10 protein-coding genes are annotated in these 13,839 nt (G+C 72.1%); 3 read left to right on the top strand and 7 right to left on the bottom strand.

Annotated features, from left to right (window positions below; genetic code table 11):
- Positions 1-61: 61 nt before the first annotated feature.
- The 3 genes from OU787_RS30440 to adhP form a co-directional block, all read right to left on the bottom strand.
- Entirely contained in the window at positions 62-4,360 is a 4,299-nt protein-coding gene (locus tag OU787_RS30440) for a discoidin domain-containing protein (protein WP_268661303.1), read from the bottom strand.
- 203 nt (positions 4,361-4,563) lie between these two features.
- On the bottom strand, positions 4,564-5,577 hold the full coding sequence (locus tag OU787_RS30435) for a LacI family DNA-binding transcriptional regulator (protein WP_030458331.1): 1,014 nt from the start codon (positions 5,575-5,577) through the stop codon (positions 4,564-4,566).
- A 103-nt stretch (positions 5,578-5,680) separates the two neighbouring features.
- Complete coding sequence (gene adhP / locus OU787_RS30430) at positions 5,681-6,694, bottom strand: alcohol dehydrogenase AdhP (protein ID WP_030458330.1); 1,014 nt, start codon at positions 6,692-6,694, stop codon at positions 5,681-5,683.
- A 272-nt stretch (positions 6,695-6,966) separates the two neighbouring features.
- Between adhP and OU787_RS30425 the strand changes: the two genes are divergently transcribed.
- Complete coding sequence (locus OU787_RS30425) at positions 6,967-7,749, top strand: LppU/SCO3897 family protein (protein WP_268661302.1); 783 nt, start codon at positions 6,967-6,969, stop codon at positions 7,747-7,749.
- A gap of 115 nt (positions 7,750-7,864) precedes the next feature.
- Complete coding sequence (locus OU787_RS30420; RefSeq protein WP_030458328.1) at positions 7,865-8,776, top strand: PAC2 family protein; 912 nt, start codon at positions 7,865-7,867, stop codon at positions 8,774-8,776.
- 138 nt (positions 8,777-8,914) lie between these two features.
- On the opposite strand, the gene mshC is transcribed toward OU787_RS30420, so the two are convergent.
- The 4 genes from mshC to OU787_RS30400 all read right to left on the bottom strand — a co-directional run bounded on the left by mshC (position 8,915) and on the right by OU787_RS30400 (position 12,507).
- Complete coding sequence (gene mshC / locus OU787_RS30415) at positions 8,915-10,144, bottom strand: cysteine--1-D-myo-inosityl 2-amino-2-deoxy-alpha-D-glucopyranoside ligase (RefSeq protein ID WP_030458327.1); 1,230 nt, start codon at positions 10,142-10,144, stop codon at positions 8,915-8,917.
- An 89-nt stretch (positions 10,145-10,233) separates the two neighbouring features.
- Positions 10,234-11,070, bottom strand: coding sequence for an SCO1664 family protein (locus OU787_RS30410; RefSeq protein WP_442788657.1), 837 nt, complete (start codon positions 11,068-11,070; stop codon positions 10,234-10,236).
- Positions 11,071-11,108: 38 nt separating this feature from the next.
- Positions 11,109-11,672 carry a DUF3090 domain-containing protein gene (locus tag OU787_RS30405; RefSeq protein WP_030458325.1) on the bottom strand — a complete coding sequence of 188 codons (564 nt, stop codon included), beginning with the start codon at positions 11,670-11,672 and terminating at the stop codon, positions 11,109-11,111.
- Positions 11,673-11,811: 139 nt separating this feature from the next.
- On the bottom strand, positions 11,812-12,507 hold the full coding sequence (locus tag OU787_RS30400) for a histidine phosphatase family protein (protein WP_268661301.1): 696 nt from the start codon (positions 12,505-12,507) through the stop codon (positions 11,812-11,814).
- Positions 12,508-12,570: 63 nt separating this feature from the next.
- Between OU787_RS30400 and corA the strand changes: the two genes are divergently transcribed.
- The gene (corA, locus tag OU787_RS30395) at positions 12,571-13,560 is read left to right on the top strand and encodes a magnesium/cobalt transporter CorA (RefSeq protein ID WP_030458323.1); all 990 of its coding nucleotides are present in this window, start codon (positions 12,571-12,573) and stop codon (positions 13,558-13,560) included.
- Positions 13,561-13,839 lie beyond the last annotated feature (279 nt).

Here is a 13,839-nt window from a genome sequence, read left to right as displayed (position 1 = left end):
CTCCCGGGCACGACGAAGAGGGCGGGCGCCCGGGGCGCCCGCCCTTCCCGCGTGCGGGGTGCTACGGGTTGACGGTGATGTGCATCGTCGAGGTGGTGTTCTGGATGTCCTTGTAGTTGTTGCTCAGGGTCAGGTGGTTGAAGGTGACGTCACCGACCGCCGGGCCCTGGCCGGACTCCGGCATCTCGTTGGCCCACAGGCCGAACCCGGACTTGGCGTCGAAGGCGTCGCCGCTCTTCTGCGCCCCGCTGATCGACACGTTGGTGAAGACCGTGTCCTTGATCGGGTTCTGCGGCTGTCCGCCCACGTAGTTGGTCTGGAACATGATGCCGCTGTAGGTGGGGTCGACGATGTCCACGTCGCTCACCCGGATGCCCTGGAACACCTTGGAGGCGGAGAACACCCAGATGCCGGGGAAGGTCTGCCCGCCCCAGAAGTGGCCGCCGGCCCGGACGATGGAGATGTTCTGCAGGTTGGTCGGGTCCGTCCCGAAGCCGTTCATCGGGTAGCCGAAGTCCAGCGAGGAGATGGTGATGCCCGAGTAGCAGAGGGTGTCCGCGATGTAGATGTTGCGGAAGGTGTTGGCGTAGCCGCCGTACACCGCGACGCCCGCCGCGCGCCAGGTCAGGATCGAGGTGAGGTTCTGGAAGACGTTGTTCTTCTCGTCCGCGCCGCCCGCGTCGATCGCGGAGAACAGCGCGAAGGAGTCGTCACCGGTGGCCCGGGCCTCGTTGTTGGAGACCAGGTTGTCGGTGGAGCCGTTGGTCATGTTGATGCCGTCGGCGAAGGTGTCCCGGATCCGCGAGTTGGTGATCGTCATGAAGTCCGTGTTGGCACCCCAGTACATGCAGACCATGTGCTCGGTCCAGATGTTGTCGATCGTGATGTTCGCGACGTTGGCGAAGTCGAACACCTTGCCGGGGCCGTCGATCCGCGAGGTGTAGTTGCCGAAGTAGGCGAACCCGCTGAAGGTCGAGCCGTTGGCGGTGGCCTCGGCCCGGAAGCCGACGTCGGTGTTGGACTGGCTGGTCGGGGCGTAGAACCGGGTGAACCAGGGGCCCGCGCCGATCACCTTGACCGGCTTGCCGTAGACCTGGAACTTGCTGGCGGTCTGGTAGTCGCCGGCCGGCAGGTAGACGCCGACCAGGGTGCCGGTGGTGTCCATCCGGACCTTGTCCAGGGCGTTCTGCACGTCCTGGTGCGCGAAGCCGGTCGGGACGACGTACTTGGCCGGGTCCGGGTTGGCGATCTGGGTGGCCTGCTCCAGGCTGACGAAGTCGATCGCGTACTGCGAGGTGTTCGCGGCGTCCTTCTGCAGCTTGATCTTGTGCCCGGCCGGGACGGTGGTGCCGAGCAGGACGTTGGCCTCGTCGTAGACGTGCCGCGGGCTGCCGGCGCTCGGGCCGTTGCCGGGGCTGGTCTCCGAGCCGTACAGCCAGGCGTACTTGGAGGTCAGGTCGATGGCCTTGAGGAAGGTGCCGTCCACGTAGACGTTCAGGGTGGCGCTGGTGCCGTCGCCGCCCGCCGCGTCCGGGATGGAGAACCGGGTGACCAGGGTGTTGGTCGCGGCCTTGGTGGTGAACTCCACCGAGGAACCGGTCGAGTTGAGCGTGACGGCCTTGCGGCCGGACGCCTCGCCCGCCAGGTCGCCGATGGTGCGGTTGGGGCCGACCACCTGGGCGCCGCCGCCGAGCACGCCGTCCTCGGCCTCGTAGTTGTCGAACGGCATGTTGGCGCCGCGGCCGACGTAGAGCGACTGGGTGCTGGTGTTGTTGGCCTGCTTGACCGGCAGCTCGTTGCCGTCGTTGGCGATGACCGTCTTGATCGTGTAGCGGCCGTTCGCGGCGGTCCAGCTGCCCAGCGAGACCGGGCTGCCGGTGGCGCCGGGCGCCAGGGTGCCGCTGTAGGCGCCGGTCAGGGTCTTCAGCACGGTGCCGGTGGTGGCGTCCGCGACGGTGACCGTGATGCCGTGGCTGCCGGCGGAACTGGCCACCGTGCCCTGGTTCTTGACCGCGACGGTGAAGTTCACCGCGCTGCCGTCGGCGGGGTTGGAGGGCGACCAGGTCGAGGGGGCGGCGACCAGGTCGGAGGAGGCCACCTGGGTGACGGTGAGCGGGCTCGCGGCGGTGAACGAGTTGTTGGTCTCGTCCTGCTCGATGACCTTGTTGTCCTCGTCGACCTTCGCGGTCAGCTGGTAGCTGCCCGCGTTCTGCGCCGGGACCTGCGCGGAGACGGTGGTGGAGGCACCGGCCGCGAGGGCGCCGACACTGGCCGTGCCGACCTTGGTGGTGCCCAGGTAGAAGTTGACCGAGGTGGCACCGGAGGGGTTGGTGCCCGCGTTCTTCACCACGGCCGACAGGGTCGGGGTGTCGGTCTCCACCGGGGTGGCCGGGTTGCTGCTCACCGAGCTGACGGTCAGGTCCGGGTTGGGGGCCGGGACGCCGATCACCTGGAACTCGGCGGCCTGGCCGCCGGTGGAGCCGGAGTTGGCGGTGATCTTCAGCTGGACGTCGGCGACGGTCGCCGACACCGGGATGGTGACGGTGTTGCCGCTCGCCGGGTCGAAGGTGTAGCTCTGCGCCGGGACGAGGGTGCTGAAGCCGCTCGCGCTCTGCTCGCGGCCGTCCACCTCGATGGTCTGGGTGCGGGTCGACCAGGCCGAGGCCGGGTTGAGCTTGACCACCACCGCGCTGGTGGTGGCGTTGGCGCCCAGCTTCACCCCGAGGGTGTTCGGGTAGCTGCCCGCGGCGGCTTCCCAGTAGGTGGAGGTGTCGTTGTCGTTGGCGTTGGTCGCCACGAAGGTGAAGGTGGACGAGGAGGCCGAGATCGGCTTGCCCGCCGCCAGGTTGGTCCCGGTGCCCGTCCCGGTGCCGGTGCGCACCACCGTGTTGGAGGCCGCGGAGGTGTTGCCCGCCGCGTCCTTGGCCTTCACGTAGTAGGAGACGGTCGCGGTGTCCGGCTGGCTGTCGGTGTACGTCAGGGTGGTGCCGGACACGCTGCCGCGCAGCGCGCCGTTGGCGTACACGTCGTAGCCGGTGACGCCCACGTTGTCGCTGGAGGCCGCCCAGGTCAGCTTGACCTGCCCGGAGCCCGCCGCGGCGTACGCCAGGCTGCCCGGCGCGCTGGGCGCCTGGGTGTCGCCGGACTGGCCGGTGCGGGTGACGGTGTTGGAGGCCGCGGACTGGTTGCCCGCCGCGTCCTTCGCCTTGACGTAGTACGAGACGGTCTCGCTGTCGGCGCGACTGTCGGTGTACGTCAGGGTGGTGCCGGACACCGAGGTGAGCAGCGTGCCGTTGGCGTACACGTCGTAGCCGGTGACGCCGGTGTTGTCGGTGGCGGCGTTCCAGGTCAGCTTGATCTGGCCGGCGGCGGGCGAGGTGTAGGCGAGGCCGGACGGGGCGGTGGGGGCCTGGGTGTCGCCGGTGGTCGGGCCGTACGCCTCGAACTCGGAGAGCTGGCCGGCCGGCCACGCGGTGTTGGCGGTGAAGGTCAGCCGCAGGTACCGGGTGGTGGTGGTCGACAGGTTGACGGTGACCGTGTTGCCGGCGGCCGGGTCGAACACGTAGCCGGCCGAGGCGACCAGGTCGGTGAAGTTGCTGCCGTCGGTGGAGCCCTGGACCTTGAGCGTCTCGGTCCGCTTGTCCCAGCCGGCCGGCAGCTTGAGCACCAGCTTGTTGACCGGGACGGCGGAGCCCAGGTCGCCCTGGATCCACTGCGAGAAGGCGTTGTTGGTGCTCTCCCAGTAGCTGGCCTGGTCGCCGTCGCCGACGTTGGCCGGCCCGTAGTTCTGCGAGGTGCCGCTGGCGGTGAAGGTGCGCCCGGCCAGCAGGTTCGCCGAGGCGGAGGTGGTGCCGTAGACCTCGAACTCGGAGATCTGGGCGGCCTGCCAGCCGGTGTTGGCGGTGACGTTGACCCGCACGTAGCGGGCGGTGGTGGCGCCGAAGGAGATCGTCGCCCTGTCCCCGGAGGCCGGGTCGAAGGTGTAGTTCGCCGAGGCGGTGATGGTGGAGAAGTTGGTGCCGTCGGTGGAGCCGAGCACGCTGAGCGTCTCGGTCCGGGCGCCCCAGGAGCCGGGGACCTTCAGCACCACCGTGTCGATGGAGGCCGCCGAGCCCAGGTCGACCTGGACCCACTGCGCGGAGGCGATGCCGTTGGACTCCCAGTAGCTGTCCTGGCTGCCGTCGTTGACGTTGGCGGCCGTGTAGCTGCCGTTGGCGCTGGAGGCGGTGACGGTCTTGCCGAGGGCCAGGTTGGGCCCTCCGGCCGCCTGTGCCGCCGGGAGCAGGGGCCCGGCGAGCAGGAGCATTCCCAGCGTGGCCGACGACGCCGTCAGCCGCGTGGTTATGCGCTTCGATCTCATGATGTCCCTTCATAAGGTCGAGAAGATGACAATCTTCTGTCCATCTTTTGCGTGATGGCAGCCAAGAGTTACAGCGGGGCTACGGGCATGTCAACGGATCGGTGCAAGCGTGCGCATACGAAAAGCGGGCGGGCACCGAAGTGCCCGCCCGCTCGGCGGTCCTGTCCTGTCGCCCCGTCAGGGGCCCGCTACCCGCCGGCCGGTCAGCCCCGCTCGCGGGCCGGCGCGGTCGATCCGCGCACCACCAGCTCCGGCTCGAACAGCAGCTCGTCGTGGGTGACCCGGACCCCGGCGATCTCGCCGACCAGCAGGTCCACCACCGCGCGGCCCATCGCCTCGATCGGCTGCCGGACGGTGGTCAGCGGCGGGTCGGTGCACATCATGAACGAGGAGTCGTCGTAGCCGACCACCGACACGTCGTCCGGCACCGCGAGCCCGGCCCGGCGCACCGCGCGGACCGCGCCCAGCGCCAGCGGGTCGCTCGCGCAGACCACGCCGGTGACGCCCCGGCGCAGCAGCCGGGTGGTGGCCGCCTGGCCGCCCTCCAGGCTGAACAGCGCCCGCTCCACGTGCTCGTCCGGCAGTTCGAGGCCCAGTTTGGCCACCACCGCCCGGGCCGCGGCCAGCTTGCGCTGCGAGGGCATGTGGTCCAGCGGGCCGAGCACCAGGCCGATCTTCGTGTGCCCCAGCTGCCGCAGGTGGCCGAAGGCCTGCTCGACCGCCACCGCGTCGTCGCAGGAGACCCGGGGGAAGTCCAGGTGCTCGATCGCGGCGTTCAGCAGCACGGTCGGCAGGCTGCGCTCGGCCAGCCGCTGGTAGTGGTCGTGCGGGGCGTCGCCCTGGGCGTAGAGGCCGCCGAAGAACACCACGCCGGAGACGTGCTGCTCCAGCAGCAGGTCGACGTAGTCGGCCTCGGAGACCCCGCCCGCGGTCTGGGTGCACAGCACCGGCGTGAAGCCCTGGCCGGCCAGCGCGCCGCCCACCGCCTCGGCGAACGCCGGGAAGATCGGGTTGCCCAGCTCCGGCAGGACCAGCCCGATCAGCCGGGCCCGCTCCCCGCGCAACTGGGTGGGCCGCTCGTAACCGAGCACGTCGAGGGCGGTGAGCACGGCCGCCCTGGTCGCTTCGGAGACACCGGGCTTCTCGTTCAGCACCCGGCTGACGGTCGCCTCGCTGACCCCGACCTTCTTCGCCACCTCGGCAAGTCGTCGTGTCATGGGTGGAGTGTACGACAGAAAACGCAAGCGGCTTGCGTGGATTTGCAGAAGAGGACGGAACCGACCGGTTCCGTCCTCCGCCCGCGGCCCGCGGCTTGCGGGGTCAGCGCAGGTCGAACACCAGCCGGGCCGAGACCTTCCCCGCGAGCACCTCCTCGAAGCAGGCGTTCACGTCCTCCAGCTTGCGGGTCTCCCGGATCACCTTCGTCCGGCCCAGCTGGTGCAGCCGGAACACCTCGGCCAGGTCCTGCCGGGTGCCGACGATCGAGCCGATCACCTTCGTCCCGTTCAGCACGGTGTCGAAGACCGGCAGGGTCAGCTCGCCCCCGGCGGGCAGGGCGACCAGGGCGAGGGTGCCGCCGCGGCGCAGCGCGTCGTAGGCGGCCCGGAACGAGGCGTTGGAGACGGCCAGCGAGACCGCCGCGTCGGCGCCGCCGAGCTTGTGCACCTCGGCCGCGACGTCCTGGGTGCGGGCGTCGATCACGTGGTCGGCGCCGAGCTGCTTCGCCAGCTCCAGCTTCTCGTCGGTGATGTCGACGGCGACCGTCTCGGCGCCGAAGATCCGGGCGTACTGCAGCGCCAGGTGGCCGAGGCCGCCGATCCCGGAGATCAGCACCCGGGAGCCGGGGCGGGCACCGGCCAGCTTGACCGCCTTGTAGGTGGTGACGCCCGCGCAGGACAGCGGGGCGGCGTCCATCGGGTCCACCCCGTCCGGCACCGGGACGACGTAGTCGCCGTGCGCCAGCGCGTACTGGGCGTACGCGCCGTCCACCGAGTAGCCGGAGTTGTGCTGGCTCAGGCACAGCGTCTCCCAGCCGGTCACGCAGTGGTCGCACCGGCCGCAGGCGTCGGCCAGCCACGGGATCGCCACCCGCTCGCCGACCTGGACGTGCCGGACGTCCGCGCCGGCCGCCTCCACGATGCCGACGCCCTCGTGGCCGGGCACGAACGGCGGGGTCGGCTTGACCGGCCAGTCGCCGTGCGCGGCGTGGATGTCGGTGTGGCACAGGCCGGAGCACTCGATCCGCACCAGCACCTGGTGCGGGGCCGGGGCGGGCACCTCGCGCTCCTCGATCCGCAACGGCTCGGTGAAGTCCCGGACGACGGCTGCCTTCATGTCCTGCTCTCCTCGCGGTGCTGGGCAATTCCCAGGATTCCGACAATTCGGGGCACATCCCCACCCCCAGCCTGCTGGCTCCCCGTCCGCCCGGCGAACGGACGCGCCGCAGCCCCGGCGGCCGGGCCCCGCCGGGGGGCGTCCGGGGGACGTCCGGGGGCGTCCGGAGCTGACGGTCCCTCACGGTAGGTTTGACGAAAACCCGTCACGCCAGGGCGGGTTGGGCGGTTAGCCTGCCCCACGGACCACCGCACGGGTACGGAGGAAGACCCATGACGCGCACCCTCACGCGCACCGCCGTCAGCGCCCTCGCGCTGCTCACCACCGGGCTGCTGCTGGTCGGCTGCGAGTCCGCCAAGAACGCCGGGGCCGCGCCGCCCGGCCCCAGCGTCGGCGCCGGTGCCTCCCCCTCGCCGACCGCGACCGGGCCCGGCGGCTCCGCCAGCGCGTCCTACCGCGCCCCCACCGGCGCCGCCGTCCCCAGCTACCAGCCGCCCAGCCGGCTCGACGACTCCTACTTCGCCGAGGGTTCCTGCGCCCGCGTCGTGCCCGGGTCCTCCTCGCGGTACGAGACGGTGCCCTGCGACTCCCCCGAGGCCGAGGCCAAGGTCACCAAGCGCAGCAGCACCGCGACGGGCGTGGCCGCCGCCCTCCCGCGCGGCGCGGACTGCCCCGACGGCACCGACGCCGCCCTCGACCTGACCCAGAACGCCCTGGTCGACGTCAAGCAGAACCGGGCCGCCTGGGCCTGCCTGCGCAACCTGCACGACCCGCACCCCGGCGACCCGGGCGGGGGCGGCGGCACCGGCATCGTGGTCGGCGACTGCGTCTACCGCACCGACTCCGGCGGCGCCGCCGAGACCCGCTGCGACGGGAAGGGCGAGCACCCGCCCCAGTACAAGGTGGACAAGGTCTTCATCCGCCAGACCCTGATCGACACCACCAAGCCCAAGCCGACCTGCCCCGAGGAGGCCACCGTCAGCTTCACCCTGCCCAACCCGCCGGGCACGCTCACCCTGGACCCGACCACCGCCTGCGCCGAACCGGTGGACTGACACCACTACGCTGGGCACTTCGACCGGCCCGCGGCGGCATTCAATGCCCGTAGGCTGGGCAGTAAGGGACAACGGGGGCGGCAGTGCCCCCGCCACTGACGGAGGGAGATGCCGGGTGATCGAGCTGGAAGACCTTCCCGAGTTGATCGACCCGGTGATGATCTGCGCCTTCGAGGGCTGGAACGACGCCGGCGACGCGGCCTCCGCCGCGCTCGGGCACCTCGACGAGACCTGGGGCGGCAAGGTGTTCGCCGCGCTCGACGCCGAGGACTACTACGACTTCCAGGTCAACCGGCCCACCATCTGGCTCGACGGCGGGGTCCGCCGGATCACCTGGCCCACCACCCGGCTCTCGGTGGTCCGGGTGACGGAGCCGAAGCCACGGGACCTGGTGCTCGTCCGCGGCATCGAGCCCAGCATGCGCTGGCGCTCGTACTGCAACGAACTGCTGGGCTTCGCCCACGAGTTGGGCGTCGAGCTGGTGGTCGTCCTGGGCGCGCTGCTGGGCGACACCCCGCACACCCGCCCGGTGCCGGTCTCCGGCGTCACCTCGGACCCGACGGTGGCCCGCTCGCTCGACCTGGAGGAGAGCCGGTACGAGGGCCCGACGGGCATCGTCGGCGTCCTCCAGGAGGCCTGCGCGCACGCCGGGGTGCCCGCGGTGACGTTCTGGGCCGCCGTGCCGCACTACGTCTCCCAGCCGCCCAACCCCAAGGCCACCCTCGCCCTGATCAACAAGGTCGAGGACCTGCTCGACCTGCGCATCCCGCCGGGCGAGCTCGGCGACGACGCCCGGGCCTGGCAGCTGGGGGTCGACCAGCTCGCCGCGGAGGACTCCGAAGTCGCGGAGTACGTCCAGCAGTTGGAGGAGGCGCAGGACACCGCGGAGCTGCCGGAGGCGTCCGGGGACGCGATCGCCCGGGAGTTCGAGCGGTACCTGCGGCGGCGCGACAACCAGGGGCCGAAGGGCGAGAAGCCGATCACCGGTCATGCGACCGAGCGGCCGAAGGACGACGACGAGGAGTAGGCGCTTTACGCGCAGCGTGACGCGCACCGCGTGGATCGGCCCCGGGAGGGTGGTGACTCTCCTGGGGCCGATCTTGCTGTGGGTGCCGGGTTGCCCGCGCAGTTCCCCGCGCCCCTGGCAGGGGCGTAGGAAACTGCGTTAGAGGGCGACGCCGAGCAGGGCGTCCACGGTGCGGGAGACCAGGCCGGGGGCGCCGGTGTCCTCGCCGCCCTCGGCGTGGGCGGTGGCGGCCCAGCGGTCGACGGCCGCGAGGGCCGCGGGGGCGTCGAGGTCGTCGGCGAGGGCCGCGCGGACCTCGGCGAGCAGGGCCTCGGCGGGCGGGCCGTCGGGGCGGGAGACGGCGGAGCGCCAGGTGGCGAGGCGGGTGAGGGCGGCGTCGAGGTCGGCGGCCGTCCACTCCCAGTCGCTGCGGTAGTGGTGGGCGAGCAGGGCGAGCCGGATCGCGGCGGGGTCGATGCCGTCGCGGCGCAGGGCCGAGACGAAGACCAGGTTGCCGCGGGACTTGGACATCTTGTGGCCGTCCAGGCCGACCATGCCGGCGTGCACGTACGCGCGGGCGTAGGGGTGCTCGCCGAGGGCGGTCTGGGCGTGGGCGGCGCCCATCTCGTGGTGCGGGAAGGACAGGTCGCTGCCGCCGCCCTGGATGTCGAAGTCCATGCCGAGGAACTCCAGCGCGATGGCCACGCACTCGATGTGCCAGCCGGGGCGGCCGCGGCCGAGTTCGGTCTCCCAGGCGGGTTCGCCGGGGCGGGCGGAGAGCCAGAGCAGGGCGTCCAGCGGGTTCTTCTTGCCGGGGCGCTCGGGGTCGCCGCCGCGCTCGGCGAAGACCGGGAGCATCTGCTCGCGGGTGAGGCCGGAGACCTCGCCGAAGCGCGGGTCGGCGTCGACCGAGAAGTAGACGTCGCCGTCGACCTCGTAGGCGGCGCCGGAGGCGAGCAGCCGCTGCACCAGCGGGACGATCCACGGGATGGACTCGACGGCGCCGATGTAGTGCGCGGGCGGGAGCATCCGCAGCGCGGTCATGTCCTCGCGGAACAGCGCGGTCTCGCGCTCGGCGAGCGCGGTCCAGTCCTGGCCGGTGGCCGCGGCCCGCTCGATCAGCGGGTCGTCGACGTCGGTGACGTTCTGGACGTAGAGGACGTCGTGGCCGGCGTCCTTCCAGACCCGCTGCACCAGGTCGAAGGTGTTGTAGGTGGCGGCGTGGCCCAGGTGGGTCGCATCGTAGGGGGTGATGCCGCAGACGTAGAGCCGGGCGGTCGGGCCGGTGGGCACGACCTCTCGGACACTGCTGGTGGCGGTGTCGTGAATGCGCAGGGGAAGCCCCTGACCGGGAAGGGCGGGAACCTCGGAGGCGGGCCAGGCATGCATGGCACCGACTCTAACCTTGCGATCATTTGAAAGACCAACCTATGGACGCGATCGGCCGGAATCCGTTCGTCCTCGGTTTCGGATCGGTATCAGACCGGCGGCCAGGGAATAGAAGGCCACTCCGCTGACGGCAGCGGATGCCGTCCGGCGGTCCGCAGCGCGGCGGTCCGGGCCTTCAGCGCGGCGAGCTCACCGGGCGTCAGGTGCGGGCGCAACCGCTCGCCGAGCGGTCCGTCGAGGTCGGCGGCGAGCGCGGCCAGCACCTCCAGGGCCTCGGCGGTGAGCGGCTGCTCGGCCCAGCCCCAGAGCAGGGTGCGCAGCTTCGGGTCGGTGTGGAAGGTGACGCCGTGGTCGATGGCGTAGATCCGGCCGTCGGCGGCGGGCAGCCAGTGGCCGCCCTTGCGGTCGGCGTTGTTGAGGACGGCGTCCAGCACGGCGAGGCGGCGCAGCCTGTCGTCGTCGCGGTGCACCAGCCAGACCTGGCGCCCGGCCTCGACCTCGGCCCGGACGACCGGGAGCCAGCCGTCCCGGACGCCGTCCAGGGGCTGCAGGTCGAGCAGTTCGGGCGCCTGCGGGTCGGGTTCGATCCACAGCTGCACCATGCCGGGCCCGGCCGGGCCGTCGCGCAGCACGGTCGGCGGGACGAGGTTCCAACCGGTGGCGGCGGAGACCTCGTGCGCGGCGGTCTCCCGGCCGGCCAGGGTGCCGTCGGGGAAGTCCCACAGCGGGCGCTCCCCCGCGACCGGCTTGTACACGCAGGGCGCGGTGACGCCGTCCAGGGTGGCGGTGCAGTACAGGACGGCGTTGGAGGCGTCGGTGACCCGGCCGTGCACGGCCAGGGCGCCCGTGCGCAGCAGGGTGAGCGCGGTGGCGGGGTCGGCGGCCAGGGCGGCGCTGGTGGCCGGGTCGGTGCCGGGGGCCTCCACCTGTTCCACCTGCTCCCCCGTCCCTTCCGGTTGCTCGCTCAGCGCCGGTAGCCGTTCGCGCGCGGGCACAGGTGGCCCTCCGGGTCGAGCGGCAGGTTGCAGAACGGGCAGGGCTTGCGGCCGGCCGCGACCAGGTCCAGGGCGCGCTTGGCGAACACCCGGGCCATCGCGCCGCTGAGCCGGACCCGCAGCAGGTCGGGGCCGTTCTCGTCGTCGAAGACCTCGGCCTCGTTCTCCTCCTCGGACTCCTCGACGTACGCCTGCGCCTCGACCACCAGGCACTCGTCCCGGGCGTCCCAGGCCAGCGCCATCGTGCCGACCCGGAACTCCTGTTCCAGCGGCAGGTCGAGCGGGGCGGTGTCGAGCAGTTCGACGGGGGCGACGGCCGGGATCGCGGCCTCGCCGCCGCTGCGCCGCAGCGCCTCGTCGAGGACCTCCTCGACGCGCTCGGCGAGCGCGGCGACCTGGGTCTTCTCCAGCAGGACGCTGGTGATCCGGCCGCGCGAGGACGCCTGCAGGTAGAACGCGCGGGCGCCGGGCTGGCCGACGGTGCCGGCCACGAACCGCTCGGGCTGGTCGAAGAAGTGGACCTGACGGGACACGCTGTTCGCTCCGGAAGGGGTTGCGGTCTTCTCGATCTCACCCTACGGCCAAACGGGCCGTGAGCGGCACGCGGGGCGGGCGGTTTCCGCGTGCGGTCGGGCAGTTGTGCGCGGGCGCGGCGGCCGGGTGCCGGGACGCTCAGGCGGTGCCGGTCTCGCCGCCGACCACCGCGTCGTCGCCGGCCGAGTGCCCGTGCGGGCGCGGGGCCAGCGCGGTGAGCGAGCCGGTGTCGCCCAGGCGCAGCAGGTAGGGGCGGTGGGGGGTGTAGCGGATCGCGGTGACCGAGCAGGGCTCGACCGAGATCCGCTGGAAGTGGTCGAGGTGCAGGCCGAGGGCGTCGGCGACGATCGTCTTGATCACGTCGCCGTGGGTGGCGACGGCCCAGAGCGCGTCCGGCCCGTGGTCGACGGCGACCTTGTCGTTCCACTCGCGCACCGCGTCGACGGTGCGGTGGCTGAGCGCGCGCAGCGACTCGCCGCCGGGGAAGGCGGCGGCCGAGGCGTGGTCCTGGACGGTGCGCCAGAGCGGCTCGTCGGCGAGCTCGGACAGCGGGCGGCCGGTCCACTCGCCGTAGTGGCACTCGCCGAGCCGCTCGTCCAGCGCGGGGGCGGCCAGTTCGGGGCGGGCGGCGAGCAGCGGCTCCAGGGTCTGCCGGCAGCGCTCCAGCGGGCTGCTGACCAGGCGGGCGATCGGCAGCCCGGCGAGCCGCTCGGGCAGCGCGGCGGCCTGGGCCCGCCCGGTGTCGTCCAGGTCGACTCCGGGCGTCCATCCGGCGAGGATCCCGGCGGAGTTGGCGGTGGACCGGCCGTGGCGGACGAGCAGCAGGGTGGGCATACCTGAAAGGGTACGGGGTCCGCCCCTGCCCGCGGGCGGCGCCGGTCGGTCACAATGGCGGGCATGATCGTGGACTGCGGCACCTACCGGGACGGCAAGCGCACCGAGGGCCCCGAGGACTTCTCGGACGCCCTCGCGGAGGTCCGCGCGGCCGGGGACGGGTTCCTGTGGATCGGCCTGGCGGACCCGACCGCGGCGGAGTTCGACCACGTCGCCGAGGAGTTCGGCCTGCACCCGCTGGCGGTCGAGGACGCGGTGACGGCGCACCAGCGCCCGAAGGTCGACATCTACCAGGACTCGGTGTTCACCGTCCTGAAGACCGCCGCCTACCACCAGCAGGACGAGACCGTCTCGATCGGCGAGCTGATGATCTTCCTGGGCGACTCGTACGTGATGACCGTCCGGCACGGTCCGGAGAGCCCGCTCAAGGACCTGCGGGCCAAGCTGGAGAAGCAGCCCGAACTGCTCGCGCACGGGCCCGCCGCCGTCCTGTACGCGGTCTGCGACCTGGTGGTCGACCAGTACCTCGACGTGGCCACCGAGCTGCAGACCGACCTGGACGAGCTGGAGGAGGAGATCTTCTCCCCCGGCCGCTCGCGCGGCGCCGCCGAGCGGATCTACGGCTTCAAGCGGCAGGTGGTGGGCTTCCGCAAGGCCACCTTCCCGCTGATGGAGCCCGCGCTGCGGCTGACCCGGGTCGGCGCCGACGTGCAGGTGCCGTTCGTCGCGGACGGGCTGCGCCCGTACTTCCGGGACGTGGCGGACCACCTGGCCAAGGTCAACGAGGTGGTGGAGAGCCTGGACCGGCTGCTGTCCGACATCCTCTCCGCCAACCTCGCGCAGGTCAGCGTGCAGCAGAACGACGACATGCGGAAGATCTCCGCGTGGGCCGCGCTGGCCGCCGTCCCGACCATGATCGCCGGCATCTACGGGATGAACTTCGAGCACATGCCGGAACTGCGCCAGCCCTGGGGCTACCCCGTCGCCCTCGGCCTGATGGCGGGCGTCTGCGTCGGCCTGCACCGGCTCTTCAAGCGCGCGGGCTGGCTGTAGGCCCCGGGCCGGGGGCGATCGACCGGCGGATGTTCAAGGGTCCCCCGGGGAAGCGGTGCGCGTGGGAGCCACCGTCGCGGTGCGTGGTCACACGGCGGTGTGCGCCGGGGTTCGTATCGGAACCTTTCGCGCGGTCATGACGCCTGCTTTTCCCGCCCTTTGCCTTCGGCCGGCCCGTCGCGTCCGGTTTCCGCCGCCCCCGGAAAGGGGCGGGCCCGGGCCGGTGGATCACTTGTCGGCGAGGGCCGCTACGTTTCTCGCCAGTCGAAAGCAGCAGCT

Origin of the sequence: Kitasatospora sp. YST-16 (genome assembly GCF_026802215.1) — a bacterium.
GTDB classification, from domain to species: domain Bacteria; phylum Actinomycetota; class Actinomycetes; order Streptomycetales; family Streptomycetaceae; genus Kitasatospora; species Kitasatospora cineracea.
The sequence above is the reverse complement of the archived record's forward strand: the minus strand, read 5'-3'. Positions and strand labels throughout refer to the sequence as shown.